Origin of the sequence: Clostridium rectalis (assembly GCF_900626095.1) — a bacterium.
Classification (GTDB): Bacteria; Bacillota; Clostridia; order Clostridiales; family Clostridiaceae; genus Clostridium_AS; species Clostridium_AS rectalis.
The window spans coordinates 1-14618 of sequence record NZ_UYZZ01000002.1 but is presented as its reverse complement, the minus strand read 5'-3'; the positions used below and the strand labels follow the sequence as shown (position 1 = coordinate 14618).

Sequence of the window (14618 nt, the reverse complement as noted above, 5' to 3'; positions counted from 1 at the left end):
AATAGGAACTGTTGTACAGGCTTCCATTTGCCATAAGGTATTCCTTTTAGGTAGAGTCAAAAGAAAGTTAGTCCAACAAAATAAAAAATATTTATTAGTGATATATGTTATATTTAAGTTGAACTCAATAGTAAAATTGATTTTTCAGGAGAGTGAAAATAAGTATGGGTAAGATTAAAAAAATTATCGTTAATTATCCAGAAGATTCTAAGGTAATGGAAGAAATACAAGATAAAGCAATGGAAATATTAGCTACAAGTATAGTTAAAAAGAACCCTCCCGAAGTAGTAGAAAAAATAATAGAAAAATTAGAGGAGGATAAGAGTTATGGTTAAAGAGCCTAAGTTTAATATAACAATAAATTATCCTACTCCAGAGAATTAAAAGGCATATGAAGAAAGAGTAGCAAAAGTGCTTATAGACACTTTAAGTATAGAACAAATTGATGAAGTTATAAGGGAATATAAAAAAAGAAAAAATAAAATCAAATAATTTATGTTTTTAGTATTTAAAAGAGGTGAGTTTTTTGAAAAGCGAATTACTTAAAATTAAATTGCCAAGGGAATATAAAGAAGGACTAATAAAGTATGAGCTTGGTTTAGATAATTTCCCAGATTGGCCAATGCTACAAGTACAAGGATGGAACTTTAAAGAACATTTAAAATTAGAAAAATTAATATCAATAGAAGCTATAAAATATTCTTTAAATGAAGCAATAGAAGATGATGAAGTTACAGAAGAAGAAATTAATTATGGAAAAAAATTAATTAATAAAGCTATAGAAGAATACAATGCTATGTAAATTAATTTATATTATATATAAAGAATAGTTTGGTATGCTAAAGTAGAAGAAATATTAATTTTTAGTAGATATAATATATTCCAAAAGGTAAATAGGAAGCTTTATATAAGCTACACAATGCTTAATTTTAGGTATTCCTATAGGGTGCATTACGTAGCTTATCTAAAGCCTCTAATCCGCTAGGGCGTAATACTTTAAAACAGGCAGGAAGTATTACATTTAAAGTTTATAGTAGTAAGGAGAAGGAATTACTATATTGAAGATAAATCAATTGGACTACTTTAAAGTATGGTGAGGAAATAGGTAGCCTTGTACTAGCTTATATCTGCTACTTTTAGGTATTCCTTTATAGCTACAGAAATAAGCAATTCCAAGGACAAATTATAATTAAAAAAGAAATGCAACCTTAAATATTAGTTATAAGATACCTTATAGATAGATTTATTTGTCTATGTTATAGGGTATCTTTTAATTTAGTAGAGCATTACTTTTTTAAAAATATCCAAATAGGAATTGTTGTACAGGCTTCCATTTGCCATAGGGTATTCCTTCTAAGGAGTGGCAAAAGAAAGCTAGTCCAACAAAAATAAAAAAATATAAATTTCTATAAAAGTTATGTTAGTATGGTAAAAGTAATTCAATGTTTTAGAGATAGTATAAATTAGTTTATAAGGATATTTAATTTTAAAAGCAAGTAGTGTAAACATAAAGTTATGTAAAATTATTGTGCTAGAGTTATTGCTATTAAAGTTATTATTATATAAGTTTTATAAGTTGTTATAATCAGAGATATATTTATTTAGTTAGTTGTTATTATAGCTATACTAGCATTTTTCTAATAATATTATTTGGGCACTTTAACCTGCACCCTAAAAAGTACAGGTTCCTATCTAGTAGCTCTAAGGTTTAAAAAGTCTCTCCCTTATTTCCGAGCCTTTTTAAACCTAAGAGCTACACGATTTTAACTAGTCCTTTATTAGGGTACCCGCAGTAGTGCATTTAAGTATTACTTTGGGGTCTTATCTTGGTATTCCTATAGGGTCTTTCGCTTGTCTACTTCGCTAAACAAAGGGAGATTTAGCGTAAGTAAAACAAGCCATTAAGGCTAGTCTGACTTCGCCAAATCTATTGTTTAGCAAAATAAACAAGCGTCTGGGGTACTACTTTCAGGTCTTATTAGGGTATTCCTCTATGGTTACCTACGCACCAAAAAAGATTAAATTTCATAGTGTAGTCTACGCATCGTCGCCTTGAACTAGCCAAGCAGGTACAATTTGTACTAGCTATTCATTCTTCACAGCTGGCTACAAATTATACATGCTAGGCTACTCCACTTTGTACATGTCATTCCTCCGGTAGGGCATGTACAAAGTCGGCGACTTGAATTTATGTGATGTATAAATAAAGGTTATATTTTAAATAAATGTTTGTTTTTGTAAGAAAAACTCTATATAATGAAAAATATATAAGAAAGAGAGTTAGAAATTATATTTTAGAGGGTATATAATGGTAAATTATTAAATACTATTTTGAATGAGCAATTATGGATGTTATTTAAAAATCAATAACGGAGGTGCATTATATGTTAAAAGAATGTATTAAATGTAACAATAATATTTCTTTTAAGGATTTTTATATAGGAGGATTTTTTAATAACTATTATAAATACACATGTCCCAAATGTGGTTGTGAATATAAGGCATCAAAACAATCAATATTAATATACTTCTTTATTGCTTTGTCACCTATAATAGTGTTAACTAGGCTAAATGAAAGATGGATTATATTTCTCTGGTTAATCATATCAATTTTCGTATTACAGCCATTAATTTTAAAGTTTGAAAAGATATAAATTAGTTATTATGTTATTAAACCTTTTATTATTTGTAATTTTAATTTTTAGTGGATGTAGCTTTTGCGTTATTTTTATTTTCCATAACTAAAGTAATTTAATTATTTTTATTATTTGTTCTAGGTTGATAATATAATTTTATACATTTTGTGTTTAAATTATATAATAATATTAATTCTTATATCAAAAAAAAAAGTTTATCATATTATATAGCATATAACAAAAGATTAAATTTTGTTAGGAAAAATATAATTATATAAATAGAAGGTGATTTTATTGAATAATAAATGTAAGATGATATGTATTCCCACATGTGGTAGATGCACTTGCCCTCGTGGTGTAACTGGTCCTACTGGGCCACAAGGCATTACTGGTCCTACTGGGCCACAAGGCATTACTGGTCCTACTGGGCCACAAGGCGTTACTGGTCCTACTGGGCCACAAGGCATTACTGGTCCTACTGGGCCACAAGGCGTTACTGGTCCTACTGGGCCACAAGGCATTACTGGTCCTACTGGGCCTCAAGGTATTACTGGTCCTACTGGACCTCTTGTTACAGCCAATAATGCTCGTATAACAAATGCTGCCATTCAGACTGTAGATACAGGTGATCCAGTTTCTCTTTCAACAAATAATGTTATTAATGGAACAGCAATTTCTCATACACCAGGAACACCTTTTATTATTTTAGAACCTGATCAGACTTATTATGCTTCTTATGAAGCCGCATCAAATTTAGGTAATGCTGGTGAAGGAAGTGCAATTCTACAATTTAATTTAAATGGCTCTTTAGTAGGAGGAACACAAAGTGAATTTAGTAATTTACAAAGCTTAAATTTACCTGCATCCTCTAGGTTTTCATTAAGTTCAGCAGCTGTTTTTAATACACCTGGAGGAGCTCCTAGTGTTTTAACATTATCAAATGCTTCAGGGCATCCAATAACTGTTGAAGGAGCTAATGTTAATATAATAAAACTTGAATAAAATAAAAAATTATACTTTTAGTTTAAATATTTACAGTATTATTAAAGAGAGCCCTATTAATTTAGGGTTCCCTTTTAATTACAATAAAAAACAATATTATTATAAAATTATAATAACCTTCAATAAATTATAAACATAGAATATTCATATTCCACATACTACATTAGGTTTCTAACTTTAGTTAGGCAATTTTAAAATCTAAATTGCTTATTTTGGATAAAATATTATTGTTAGTATATATTATCCAAATTGGATAATAACACTTATCCAATTTAAATTGATGTGTTTTTGAAAATTCTTAAGTAATTTTTAGTTCTGATAAAATATCTTCTAGCGTGGTATTTTGTTTTGATTTTTCGTATATAAAGTACACAAGTGATTTCGCCGTGAGGCTGTTTAGATATTTCTTAAAATCTTTGTATTTGTAACTAACTCTAAATAATTCTATATTAAGAATACTATAAGAAAATATCGTTCTAAATATAAAATGCTATGCATTCTATATTTATCAAAAGCTAAATTGCTTTTTAAATACTTATTATGAAGTTTCTATGCTCCACCTGTGTAAATAATATTTAATTATAGTTTCTACATTTAATGAAGTGTCGGTAAACAGCAAGTATACTGGGTTTTTCAATCCATCATTGGTAACTTCATAGCAAATTAGTACTTTAGCATAAAAGAATTTAGCAACATTACCTTCATAGGTATATACTTTATAGTCGTTACTGTCAACGGTAACGAGGTCTAGGGTGTTAGGACTAATGAATTTTCGAAATTCTGATAACTGTAAGGAAATTCTTAATGGATATATTTTCTTGATAGATTCAATTGTTCCTATTAGGTGGTAGCCCTTTGCTAAAGAAGCTTCTATTATATTTAAAATAAATTTAAAGCTAGAATTAATAATAGTATAGTTATATTATTACTATAGATTGGTCATGTATTTATAAAAAGTGGCGGAAGATTGGAATACTTCCACCACTTTCACACCAAATGATAAAATAAAGTGTGATACATAAAAATATAGTAAGTTATATAAATGTTGATTTTATAACAATTAGGATATAGAATACATAATAATATATATTGAAATATTAGTGTGATTTAATACAGAAATAAACTTTTATTCAAATTAAGGGGGTTTCTTATAAAGATGCTATAAAATATTTTGTAATAAGGAAAAAGATAAATAGTTAGGATGAGTTCTTTACTATTTTATTAATGCAAATAAAATCTTTAAACAATTGATATATAAGGGAAAAAGAAAATAGCGGAAGTATTAAATTTTCCGCTATTTTTACATTAATGCAGAAGTTATTATAAAATTTCAGAAGTTATAAAAAAATACAATAAGATTTTTATAATCTCACATGTTAATGTTTTTAAAGGAAGCCAAAGTATATTTTGATATAAAAAAATATACTTTGGTAATATGGTTAAACACACACCACATGTGGAGTGCTGTGTGTTGCTAAAAGAATCTGAAAAATAAACAGATGACTCCGAGAAGCTATAGTAGATTTTCGGAGTATCATCTGATTTAATTTCAATTGTTTCAATAAATCTATCGAGGTTATGGTTATAGATGATAATGTGTGGTTAACACAAGAAATGATTGCAACCCTTTACGAAAAAGGTCGTTCAACCATTACAGAGCATTTAAAAAATATTTTTTTAGATGATGAATTAGATAAAAATTCAGTATGTGATAAATTAACATTAAATGATTATTATGGGAAAGAATATAACACTAAATTTTATAATCTAGAAGCATTTATTGCAGTTGGATTTAGGACTAATTCTGAGAGGGCGATAGTTTTTTGTCAGTGGGCAACTTCTGTACTTAAGGATTTTTTTATTCGTGGTTATGTTATGGATAAGGAAAGGTTAAAAAATGGAACATTTTTAAATGAAGATTATTTTGAGCATTTGCTTGAAGAAATTAGAGAAATAAGAGCAAGTGAAAGAGGATTCTATCAAAAAATAACAGATATTTTGAAACATCAATGGATTATTCTGCTGATGCTTTAACAACAAAAACATTTTTTTAAAACTGTTCAAAAAAATTACACTTTGCAATACATAGTAAAATAGCAGCAGAACTTATAATAGATAGAGAAAATGCAGAAAAAGAAAATATGGGATTAACTACTTGGAGAAATGCACCTAAAGGTAAAATAGTAAAAAGAGATGTTTCTTTTACTAAAAATTATCTAACTTTAGATGAAATAGATTTATTAAATAGAATAGTAACTATGTATCTTGATTATGCTGAAAACCAAGCAAAAAGAAAAATACCCATGACAATGGAAGATTGGGAAAATAAGCTAAATGCCTTTTTACAATTTAATGAATATAAACTTTTAAATAATTCAGGTAAGTTTACAGCTAAATTATTTAAAAGTTTTTACTGAAAGTGAGTTTGAAAAATATAGAATAGTTTAAGATAGATTATTTGAAAGGGACTTTGATAGACTTTTAAAGCAAGCTGAAAAAGAAAATTAAATTAATGGATTGTACAAGAGGTGAGTGTTATTAAAATTGATAGGTTAATTGGAATTTTAACTATTCTTTTACAAAAGGAAAGGGTAACAGCACCAGAACTTTCCAAGAAATTTGAGGTATCAAGACGTACAATTAACAGAGATATTGAGGATTTATGTAAAGCAGGGATTCCATTAGTAACATCACAAGGTGTTGGTGGTGGGATATGTATTGCTGAAGGGTATAAGGTAGACAAAACTTTATTTACCTCAAAAGAAATCCAATCTATATTTGCAGGATTAAAAAGTTTGGATAGTGTTTCGGGCGATAGTAAGTATAAGCAACTAGTATATAAGATATTTGGTAGAGAGGTAGTAGATGCTGAAGATAATGTATATGATGAAAGTGGTCATATATTAATTGATTTAGCATCTCATTATAAAGGGACACTTGCTCCTAAAATAGAACTAATTAGAGCGGCAATAGATGAAAGTAAGGTGATAGAATTTGACTATTACTGTTATTCCGGGGAAAGTACTAGAGTAGTTGAACCATATTTATTAGTTTTTCAATGGTCAAGTTGGTATATATGGGGGTTTTGTAGAAATAGAAAAGATTTCAGACTCTTTAAACTTAACCGTTTATTGAATTTGAGAAGTATAGAAGAAGTTTATACAAAACGAGAAGTTTAGAGCAAGTTTTTGAAAATAAAATTCATTTAGTAGCAGAGTTTGATACTTCAGTAAAGTGGAGATTGATTGAGGAATATGGGATAGATAGTTTTAGTGTACTTGCAGATGGAAAACTACATTTTGAGTTTCATTTTGCAAGTAAAGATAATTTATTCGGATGGATATTAAGTTTTAGTGATAAAGTTAAAATAATTAGCCCCGCGTCAATTAAAGAAGAATTTATAAAAATAATAGAAAATATTAAAAGAATATATTAGAAACATGACATACAGTTGTCGTGTTTCTTTTGCTATACTATATAAAAAGAAAAGGAGATTATTATAATGATAGAATCGAGATGTGGAATAAAATGCAGTGTATGTGAGTATAAAGAAAAAATAAATTGCACAGGATGTATTAATATTGAAAAGCCATTTTGGGGTAACAGTTGTACTGTAAAGTCATGTTGTGAGGATAAAGGTATTGCAAATTGCGGACTTTGTAATAGTTTTCCATGCCATATATTAAAACAATTTTCTTATGATGAGGAACAAGGAGATGATGGTGCCAGAATAAAGCAATGTAAATGTTGGTGTGAAGGAGCAAAATAATATGAATTACTTATGGTTAAATGAATATTTATTAGCTATGAAAGGTGTTACAAAAGATTTTAAAGAAGAATGGCAGTGGACTAGATACTTGATAGGAAATAAAATGTTTGCAGCTATATGTAAAGATGAATCAGGTAAAGATTCTATAATTACTATAAAACTAAATCCTGCAGATGGTAATTTTTTAAGAACTCAATTCCAAGATATTAAACCTGGATATTATATGAATAAAATACATTGGAATTCTATTAATTTAGAAGGAGCTGTACCTGATGTTCTTATGAAGGATATTACAAAACAATCATACCAATTGGTATTTAAAGGTTTAACTAAAAAAATTCAAAAGGAAATTGAGGAGAGTTAACATGAAATATGAATGGAGAAAAGATGAAAAGCAATTATATTTACCTAAAGAAGTCCCTACATTAATTAAGGTTCCAAGACATAAATTTTTTATGATAAAAGGCAAAGGCAATCCTAACAATGAAGACTTTGTAGAACGAATAGGTGTATTGTATACTATGTCATATGCTGTCAGAATGATGCCTAAAAATGGATTTACACCAGATGGATATTTTGAATATACAGTATATCCACTAGAAGGTTTGTGGAATTTGACAGAAGAGGGAAGGAAATTAAAAACTTTCAGCAAGGATGAACTAATGTATAATATTATGATTAGGCAGCCTGATTTTGTTAATGAAGATGTAGTAGAAAAGGCATTTGAGATTGCTCGTAAGAAAAAATCACATCCGCTTTTAGATGGGATTGTATTTGATGATATAGAAGATGGATTAAATGTTCAAATGCTACACAAGGGTTCTTATGATGATGAGCCAGAAACATTTGCAAAGATGAAAGAATTTATCTATAAGAGTAACCTTGAAATAAAATCAATGATTCATAGAGAGATTTATCTTAATGATGCTAGAAAAGTGAAAAAAGATAAGCTTAAAACAACATTATCTTAGATTCTGAGGGCAAAGCTATGTGCATTATTCAAACAACAAAAGTTTACGTAGTAAAATTCAAAGAAGTAGGTAAAGAACATGCATTTAAGGAAGGTGAGGGGGATAAGACACTATCTTATTGGAGAAAATGTCATAAGGATTTTTTTACAATGTGTATGTAAAAGGTTGGTAAAGAATTTTGTGAAGATATAAAAGTTGTATGTGAAGAATTTAAAGTCGTATTTAAAACTTAAATTTTTATTATTATTGATGGGGAGTTAAAAAGTTTTTGAAAAAATAAGTACAATGATATATATTCTAATTTAAATAAAGGTATTATAATATAATAAGTGTGTTGAGAAGTTAAGTAGTTATGTTTGATAATAATATATTAAAAAATCTTTGTGATGATTGTGATTATTCATATAAAAAATATATATCTGAGTATCCTACAGACATTACAGGATTGTTTAGTATTGATTTTCTATGTGGAGAGTTTGGAAATAGATTTTGGATTAAAGAGTGGGAATATCCCGACAGAGGTGTTGCAATAGATTATTGTCCCTCAGTTGGATATGATATGTTATTTTTAGATTATAGGGAATGCGGATCTCAAGGGGAAACAAGTGTTGTACATATTGATTAGGAATATGATTATGCAATAACTAAATTAGCAAATAATTTTAAAGAGTTTTTTAGTAATTTAGTTAGTGAAGATGAATTAAAAATAGAGGATTATTCACCTGTGGATGCTTTTGATTATTGATAAATTTTATTAATTTAAATAGTAATTTTATGGAGGAATTGATATGGATAAATTTCAAAGGGGGCTTTTAGCTATTAATGCAGCAACTTTATTAATTTTCATTATTTATACACTAGTAAATGAAAATAAATCATCTAAGTGGTTTAAGTGGTACAATCAAATGGACTGTGATGAACAGAAAAAGTATAATCCAATTATTGCTGTTCATAAATTAAAAAGGATGCTTTTTATAATATTGTTGGTGGGAACTTCTGGACTATTAATATCATTTTATATTCCATCAAGTTCTATAGTTGCATTTATTTTAATTTTTATTATCTTTTTTCATTCTATAGGATATTTGGGACCAAGAAGGTGTAAGAGTGATAAACGAATAAAATATTATGAGTAGCTGTTGGAGTGTAGAGCAGGAGGTTATGGTAAAATTATAAGCCATAACTGAAACTTATCTAGCGGCTTTTTTGTTTTATTAAGATTAATTTTCTAATTATTTTTAGTGGGTAATAAAGGCAATATCCAAAAATAAACCTTTTACTTCGGGAAAATTATTTGTTTTCATACTAATGTACTGAAAAAGTATTCATATATTGACAAAATGTAATTAGTAGATTACAATTTAAGTATAAACAATTGATTACATTTTGTTAAGGAGGTAATACCTTGATAAAAAATAGAATTAAGGTTTTGAGAGCTGAGCATAATTGGACGCAAGCTAATTTAGCTGAAAAGGTAGGTATTTCACGCCAGGCAATTATATCAATTGAGAAGTATAAATATACTCCCTCATTAGAATTAGCTTTTAAAATTTCCCAAGTTTTTAATGTTTCCATTAATGAAGTTTTTAAATACAAGGAGGGTGAAAAACATGAATGAACAAACTATTATTTTATTTTTTCTTATTATTGGTACTTGCATTACTCTTTATTTATGGAAAGCTAAAAAGGAGATTGAGTATAAAAAAGATGAACGTTGGCAATTGGTCCAGAACAGAGCCAATAATGCAGAGAAGTATTTATATTATATATTGATAGTATTTGTAGCTGTAATCGAAGTGGTGTTGCTTTTTAGGGATATCCAAATAACCTTTACTTTGAATCGTATTTTAATTTATGTGGTCTTATTCATAGGTTTGCGAAATGCAATAGAATTGTTTGCATTAAGATATTTCGATAAGCAAATGTAAGATTACTCGTATTAATTAACAATAAATAGTTATTTGGTTTATAGATTTCACATTATTTGAATCAGATAAATTTAATACGTTTAAAATTTTGATGACAAAAATAAAAAAATAATAAATGCTTTAATATATAAGTAATTTGGAATAAATTTACTTAAATCGCGAATTTAAAATGAATCGATATCCTGAAAATATACTTTTAAAAATATGGAATAAAATAGTTATATGTTATCAATAATTTTACTTGTAATTTGGCAATTAGACTATAAATATTTATATTAAACTAAGCAGAATATAGCTTTTTAATGATCAGAAAAGTGAACCTAAATATAATATTAAAATACTGCAATATTCATAGGTGAATTTGTGGTGTTTTTTTTATTTTATTTCGGATACTACATTTGATTATAAGGTGATGTAACTATTAAATTTAAAGATACGAATGGTGTTCTTTAAAATTTAAGAAGTGGGAATAAATAATAAAATGTAAAAAACTATTTACATTAACTAAGTGATTTGGTAATATATAAATGTAAAAAACTTTTTGCATTTTTAAAGGAGGTTTATTATGAGAAAGATGGATGAAATGGAAATGTATATTTCACTAAAGAGTATTAAAATAGCATGGTTTTATACTATAGCTTTTTTATTTATTTGGTTAGTATATGAGCATGTTACCAAGTCAAAATTTGGGTTGCCATTTTTTTTATTTATCACCCAAAATGTTATTTTGATTATATCTCAGTTTATTATAAAGCACAGAATGGTAGATAATAATGAAAAATAGAATTAAAAAATTGAGAAAAAGTCTTGACTATACACAAGAAGATTTAGCTATTAAAATGAATGTGACTAGACAAACTATTAATGCTATTGAAAATAATAAGTATAATCCAACATTAGAATTAGCAATGAAACTTGCAAAATTTCTTGAAACAAGTGTAGAAGAATTGTTTTTAATTGATGATTAATTATGGAGATAACCTATTATTTACATGAATTTTACGGTATTTTTCACTAGTAATATATTAAATATAATGTGAACTAAAAAAGCACTTTAAATAAGTGCTTTTTATTAATATGGTATATTGTTCATTTAATATATTATTATTTGTTTAAAGTGGTCTTTTGATAATTTTTAGTTTATTATTTGCTATGTTCAGAATAAAACTTTAAAGCTTCTCCAATAAATTTAGATGAACCCTTCCCATATATCTCATCTACAGCATTTATACCTTCATCGTTATTTGATAAATAAATATCAGACATAACAGAGAAAAATCCCTTAAAGTCCAATCCTGTATTTCCTTTATAAAATTCATAATTCTTTTTAGTTATATCTGCTATTTCAAAAACAATTTTCTGTATCTCTTTTGAAGTAGGATTTTTACTTATATCATCTGTGAGTTTTTTATATAATATTTCTAATTTTGGCTGCTTATCTTGCAAATGAATTTTAAAGGTTTCTCCAATAAATTTAGATGCACCTTTTCCATATTTTTTATCGATCCACTTAGGTTCTAAGGGATTGGTCATAATATAATACCAGGCGTCATCTCCTCTATCCTTTTTAAAAATTTCATAGTCTTTTTTAGCTATATCCGTTATCTCTTTAGCAATTTCTTGAACTTCCTTTGAAGAGGAATCTTTATTTAAGTCCATTGTAAGTTTTTTATAGAGCTCTTTTAATTTAGGATGCTTATCGTAAAGAAAATCATTTTTAAATTTATCATATTTTTCTCTTCTAGTTATTAACTCATCATTGTTTAAATCGTTTTTCGTAGCCTCAGCACATTTCTTTATGCTTCCATACTGCTTTATAATGTTTTTAGCAACTTTGGTTTCATTATCTTTCATCTTTTCAATCATTTCATCATATTTATCTACACTTCCCCAATTCTTAATTATTCTATCTTTATTATATTTCTTAAAATTTTCCAATACATTATAATATTCAGTCATATCAAATTCTTTGAAACTCATTGTATTTGCTCCTTTTAAGGTTTTATTTATTAGATCTATTAAGCCATCTAATCTTTTTCGTTTTAATATTAGCAACTTTTTTTGATTTTTTAGTGCTTGCATTTTATCAAAATATGGACTCAATATTATATTTTTAACATCTTTTAAAGGTATATCTAGCTCTTTAAAAAATAAAATTTGCTGCAAGGTTTTAATGTCTTCATCATCATAAAGTCTATATCCTGATTTTGTAATTTCACTTGGTTTTAATAATTCTATTTCATCATAGTAATGTAATGTACGCACACTTATTCCTGTCAAATCTGAAACTTGTTTTACTGTTTTCATTTCCACACCTCGAGTTTGATTTAAGAGCTATCATTATAATTTAGTATTCAGCCAGCTGTGAGTTTTTGTTAATAAATATAAGCTCTCTATATATTATTGCACTATAACGTAGCGTTAGAGTCAACACTTTTATAAAAAGTTTAATGCTAAAAATCTTTGATATTTGTTATAACACAATTGATATTAGGTACTCATAATGATTAAAAGGATATGAAACTTTGTTAAATTTAAATATGGTAAATGTTCTTATAAAATTGAGTAATACACTAGTTGTAAAATATGTTATAATTCGATAATAATATTAACTTTGAGTAAGTAGTTTGTATTTATAGATATGATTTAATGAATGAGTTTTATCATAAGTGGGATTGCTATAATGTTCCATTTTAAACTACTGGACAAATTCCAATTTGACGCATATCATCAACAAAGAAAAACTGAAGATTTTTTCGAGTCTTGGATGTTAGAAAATCACAAGTTATAAGGATTCCACCTATATTCGCATAATAAGGGATAGACATTTTAATACTTTGCAAGTAGGATTTTAGTATCAAAAACAAAGGGGTGTTAAATATGAACCAATTATCTATAGGCAAATTTATTGCACAAAAGAGAAAAGAACACAATATGACACAGGAGCAACTTGGGGAAAAAATAGGCGTATCAAATAAGGCTGTTTCAAAATGGGAAACAGGAAAATGTATGCCTGATTACAGTGTGGTACAAGAACTATGCAAAGAGCTTGAAATAACAGTTGCAGAACTAATGGATGGAGAAGAAATTGAAGAAAATAGTGTACGCATATACGATGAGAAACAGATTATGGACCTGCTAAAAAGGACTCAAGATTTAGAGCAACAAAAAAATACTATGTATGGGATTTTACTAATTGTAATGGGGATTGCTTTCTTGGCTGTTTCTCATAGTATTGGTGGTTCTGATGTAAAAGATTTTTTTGCTGGATTACTTTTTGGGTTATCTGTGGGAGAAATGCTGGTTGGTGTTTATTGTCTGGGAAGAAGTTTAAGTAAAAGATAAATTCAAATTTGTATATTTCAGTAAATTAGTTTAATGTGTGTGTTAGTTAATATATATTTTAAAAAAGTTTTTATAGTATCCGTATTGGATATGTAGTAATACTTATATTTGTTAACAATCCATTAGCCATAAAATTATATAAACAACTAATAAATTGGGAATTTGTAAGTAAGATTATTTTTAGAACATGAAAATAAATTATATTTTAGGTAGTTAAATAATATGAAGATTGCTGTGATAAATGGAACTGAAATAAAAGGGTGTACCTATAATATAAAAGAAAAATTTTTAGAGATTTTGCGTGATGGAAATCAAATAAGAGAATTTTATTTACCAAAGGATTTGCCTCATTTTTGCTGTGGATGCAAAAATTGTTTTTTAAAGGTGAGCAGTTTTGCCCTCACGCAGAGTATGTTATACCTATCTGGAACGCTATTTTGAATGCTGATTTGCTTATATTTGCTTCCCCTGTTTATGCGCTAAAAACTACTTCTCAGATGAAAACTTTGCTTGATCATTTGTGTGTATATTGGATGGTACAAAGACCCGATGGAAGAATGTTTAACAAAAGGGCTGTTATTTTGACAAATGCTATAGGTATATATAACAGTGGAGCACAAAAAGATATTGCAACAAGTCTATATTGGCTTGGCGTCTCTGATATTAAAAAGTTTGGCATAGGATTGATTGAGGGTGTTATTTGGAATGACCTATCAAATAAACGTAAAAATATTATATAGTGAATATTTAGAATATATTTAACCAGATGAATATGATAAATATGTAGAAAATTAAGCCGCAATATAAGGAAAGTGCAGTACTCTTAAGCCCCTAAAAACACTTGGACAATTGCTTATGCATTAGATATAATGAAGAAAAGTAATTGGAGGTAACTTGTGAGAGGTAGAAGTTATACAAAAGAATTAAAAGAATCAATACTAAATGAGGTTAAAGAAGTAGGCAATGT

Annotated in this window: 22 protein-coding genes; 21 read left to right on the top strand and 1 reads right to left on the bottom strand. The window is 27.5% G+C overall.

The window, feature by feature from the left end; genetic code table 11:
- Positions 1 to 164 precede the first annotated feature (164 nt).
- The 18 genes from EJL03_RS15945 (at position 165) to EJL03_RS02755 (ending at position 11274) form a co-directional block, all read left to right on the top strand.
- Positions 165 to 335: a hypothetical protein gene (locus EJL03_RS15945; RefSeq protein WP_164508988.1), complete on the top strand. Its 171-nt coding sequence runs from the start codon at positions 165 to 167 to the stop codon at positions 333 to 335.
- Positions 336 to 526: 191 nt separating this feature from the next.
- Positions 527 to 802 carry a hypothetical protein gene (locus EJL03_RS02825; protein WP_125152468.1) on the top strand — a complete coding sequence of 92 codons (276 nt, stop codon included), beginning with the start codon at positions 527 to 529 and terminating at the stop codon, positions 800 to 802.
- 1582 nt (positions 803 to 2384) lie between these two features.
- Positions 2385 to 2654 (top strand): hypothetical protein, encoded by a 270-nt coding sequence (locus EJL03_RS02820; protein ID WP_042384728.1) that lies wholly within the window; start codon positions 2385 to 2387, stop codon positions 2652 to 2654.
- A 276-nt stretch (positions 2655 to 2930) separates the two neighbouring features.
- The gene (locus EJL03_RS16580; RefSeq protein WP_279222057.1) at positions 2931 to 3638 is read left to right on the top strand and encodes a collagen-like protein; all 708 of its coding nucleotides are present in this window, start codon (positions 2931 to 2933) and stop codon (positions 3636 to 3638) included.
- Between the two features lie 1596 nt (positions 3639 to 5234).
- Positions 5235 to 5672, top strand: a complete 438-nt coding sequence (rhuM, locus tag EJL03_RS16575) for a RhuM family protein (RefSeq protein WP_279222056.1) — start codon at positions 5235 to 5237, stop codon at positions 5670 to 5672.
- A 47-nt stretch (positions 5673 to 5719) separates the two neighbouring features.
- The gene (gene rhuM / locus EJL03_RS16570; RefSeq protein WP_341472413.1) at positions 5720 to 6055 is read left to right on the top strand and encodes a RhuM family protein; all 336 of its coding nucleotides are present in this window, start codon (positions 5720 to 5722) and stop codon (positions 6053 to 6055) included.
- A gap of 111 nt (positions 6056 to 6166) precedes the next feature.
- Positions 6167 to 6817, top strand: coding sequence for a helix-turn-helix transcriptional regulator (locus tag EJL03_RS02805; RefSeq protein WP_341472406.1), 651 nt, complete (start codon positions 6167 to 6169; stop codon positions 6815 to 6817).
- A 62-nt stretch (positions 6818 to 6879) separates the two neighbouring features.
- Positions 6880 to 7074: a WCX domain-containing protein gene (locus EJL03_RS16855; RefSeq protein ID WP_479723555.1), complete on the top strand. Its 195-nt coding sequence runs from the start codon at positions 6880 to 6882 to the stop codon at positions 7072 to 7074.
- A gap of 66 nt (positions 7075 to 7140) precedes the next feature.
- Positions 7141 to 7407, top strand: a complete 267-nt coding sequence (locus EJL03_RS02800) for a DUF3795 domain-containing protein (RefSeq protein ID WP_125152467.1) — start codon at positions 7141 to 7143, stop codon at positions 7405 to 7407.
- A 1-nt stretch (position 7408) separates the two neighbouring features.
- On the top strand, positions 7409 to 7771 hold the full coding sequence (locus tag EJL03_RS02795) for an MmcQ/YjbR family DNA-binding protein (RefSeq protein WP_125152466.1): 363 nt from the start codon (positions 7409 to 7411) through the stop codon (positions 7769 to 7771).
- A 1-nt stretch (position 7772) separates the two neighbouring features.
- A complete protein-coding gene (locus tag EJL03_RS02790) occupies positions 7773 to 8378 on the top strand; it encodes a GyrI-like domain-containing protein (RefSeq protein ID WP_125152465.1) in 606 nt (201 codons plus the stop codon).
- Positions 8379 to 8395: 17 nt separating this feature from the next.
- The gene (locus tag EJL03_RS16345) at positions 8396 to 8539 is read left to right on the top strand and encodes an ASCH domain-containing protein (protein ID WP_243108629.1); all 144 of its coding nucleotides are present in this window, start codon (positions 8396 to 8398) and stop codon (positions 8537 to 8539) included.
- A 191-nt stretch (positions 8540 to 8730) separates the two neighbouring features.
- Positions 8731 to 9003 carry a hypothetical protein gene (locus tag EJL03_RS02780; protein ID WP_243108628.1) on the top strand — a complete coding sequence of 91 codons (273 nt, stop codon included), beginning with the start codon at positions 8731 to 8733 and terminating at the stop codon, positions 9001 to 9003.
- 163 nt (positions 9004 to 9166) lie between these two features.
- Positions 9167 to 9514: a hypothetical protein gene (locus EJL03_RS02775; RefSeq protein ID WP_125152464.1), complete on the top strand. Its 348-nt coding sequence runs from the start codon at positions 9167 to 9169 to the stop codon at positions 9512 to 9514.
- Between the two features lie 269 nt (positions 9515 to 9783).
- Positions 9784 to 9996, top strand: coding sequence for a helix-turn-helix transcriptional regulator (locus tag EJL03_RS02770; RefSeq protein ID WP_125152463.1), 213 nt, complete (start codon positions 9784 to 9786; stop codon positions 9994 to 9996).
- Complete coding sequence (locus tag EJL03_RS02765) at positions 9989 to 10306, top strand: hypothetical protein (protein WP_125152462.1); 318 nt, start codon at positions 9989 to 9991, stop codon at positions 10304 to 10306. The genes EJL03_RS02770 and EJL03_RS02765 overlap by 8 nt, the downstream gene beginning before the upstream one ends.
- Positions 10307 to 10871: 565 nt before the next feature.
- Positions 10872 to 11090 (top strand): hypothetical protein, encoded by a 219-nt coding sequence (locus tag EJL03_RS02760; RefSeq protein ID WP_125152461.1) that lies wholly within the window; start codon positions 10872 to 10874, stop codon positions 11088 to 11090.
- A complete protein-coding gene (locus tag EJL03_RS02755) occupies positions 11080 to 11274 on the top strand; it encodes a helix-turn-helix transcriptional regulator (RefSeq protein ID WP_125152460.1) in 195 nt (64 codons plus the stop codon). The genes EJL03_RS02760 and EJL03_RS02755 overlap by 11 nt, the downstream gene beginning before the upstream one ends.
- Before the next feature lie 175 nt (positions 11275 to 11449).
- On the opposite strand, the gene EJL03_RS02750 is transcribed toward EJL03_RS02755, so the two are convergent.
- On the bottom strand, positions 11450 to 12613 hold the full coding sequence (locus EJL03_RS02750; RefSeq protein ID WP_125152459.1) for a MerR family transcriptional regulator: 1164 nt from the start codon (positions 12611 to 12613) through the stop codon (positions 11450 to 11452).
- A gap of 573 nt (positions 12614 to 13186) precedes the next feature.
- On the opposite strand from EJL03_RS02750, the gene EJL03_RS02745 reads away from it, so the two are divergent.
- The 3 genes from EJL03_RS02745 to EJL03_RS16335 all read left to right on the top strand — a co-directional run bounded on the left by EJL03_RS02745 (position 13187) and on the right by EJL03_RS16335 (position 14391).
- Positions 13187 to 13651 (top strand): helix-turn-helix domain-containing protein, encoded by a 465-nt coding sequence (locus EJL03_RS02745; RefSeq protein WP_125152458.1) that lies wholly within the window; start codon positions 13187 to 13189, stop codon positions 13649 to 13651.
- A gap of 222 nt (positions 13652 to 13873) precedes the next feature.
- The gene (locus tag EJL03_RS16340; protein ID WP_243108627.1) at positions 13874 to 14092 is read left to right on the top strand and encodes a hypothetical protein; all 219 of its coding nucleotides are present in this window, start codon (positions 13874 to 13876) and stop codon (positions 14090 to 14092) included.
- Positions 14089 to 14391 carry an NAD(P)H-dependent oxidoreductase gene (locus EJL03_RS16335; protein ID WP_243108626.1) on the top strand — a complete coding sequence of 101 codons (303 nt, stop codon included), beginning with the start codon at positions 14089 to 14091 and terminating at the stop codon, positions 14389 to 14391. The genes EJL03_RS16340 and EJL03_RS16335 overlap by 4 nt, the downstream gene beginning before the upstream one ends.
- Positions 14392 to 14618 lie beyond the last annotated feature (227 nt).

Excerpts from the sequence above, each read along its gene's own strand:
- EJL03_RS02820 (WP_042384728.1), top strand. The coding sequence starts at position 2,385 with ATGTTAAAAGAATGTATTAAATGTAACAATAATATTTCTTTTAAGGAT.
- EJL03_RS02760 (WP_125152461.1), top strand. The coding sequence starts at position 10,872 with ATGAGAAAGATGGATGAAATGGAAATGTATATTTCACTAAAGAGTATT.
- EJL03_RS02775 (WP_125152464.1), top strand. The coding sequence starts at position 9,167 with ATGGATAAATTTCAAAGGGGGCTTTTAGCTATTAATGCAGCAACTTTA.
- EJL03_RS16340 (WP_243108627.1), top strand. The coding sequence starts at position 13,874 with ATGAAGATTGCTGTGATAAATGGAACTGAAATAAAAGGGTGTACCTAT.
- EJL03_RS02745 (WP_125152458.1), top strand. The coding sequence starts at position 13,187 with ATGAACCAATTATCTATAGGCAAATTTATTGCACAAAAGAGAAAAGAA.
- EJL03_RS15945 (WP_164508988.1), top strand. The coding sequence starts at position 165 with ATGGGTAAGATTAAAAAAATTATCGTTAATTATCCAGAAGATTCTAAG.
- EJL03_RS02800 (WP_125152467.1), top strand. The coding sequence starts at position 7,141 with ATGATAGAATCGAGATGTGGAATAAAATGCAGTGTATGTGAGTATAAA.
- EJL03_RS02790 (WP_125152465.1), top strand. The coding sequence starts at position 7,773 with ATGAAATATGAATGGAGAAAAGATGAAAAGCAATTATATTTACCTAAA.
- EJL03_RS16345 (WP_243108629.1), top strand. The coding sequence starts at position 8,396 with ATGTGCATTATTCAAACAACAAAAGTTTACGTAGTAAAATTCAAAGAA.
- EJL03_RS02750 (WP_125152459.1), bottom strand. The coding sequence starts at position 12,613 with ATGAAAACAGTAAAACAAGTTTCAGATTTGACAGGAATAAGTGTGCGT.
- EJL03_RS02755 (WP_125152460.1), top strand. The coding sequence starts at position 11,080 with ATGAAAAATAGAATTAAAAAATTGAGAAAAAGTCTTGACTATACACAA.
- EJL03_RS02765 (WP_125152462.1), top strand. The coding sequence starts at position 9,989 with ATGAATGAACAAACTATTATTTTATTTTTTCTTATTATTGGTACTTGC.
- EJL03_RS02780 (WP_243108628.1), top strand. The coding sequence starts at position 8,731 with ATGTTTGATAATAATATATTAAAAAATCTTTGTGATGATTGTGATTAT.
- EJL03_RS02795 (WP_125152466.1), top strand. The coding sequence starts at position 7,409 with ATGAATTACTTATGGTTAAATGAATATTTATTAGCTATGAAAGGTGTT.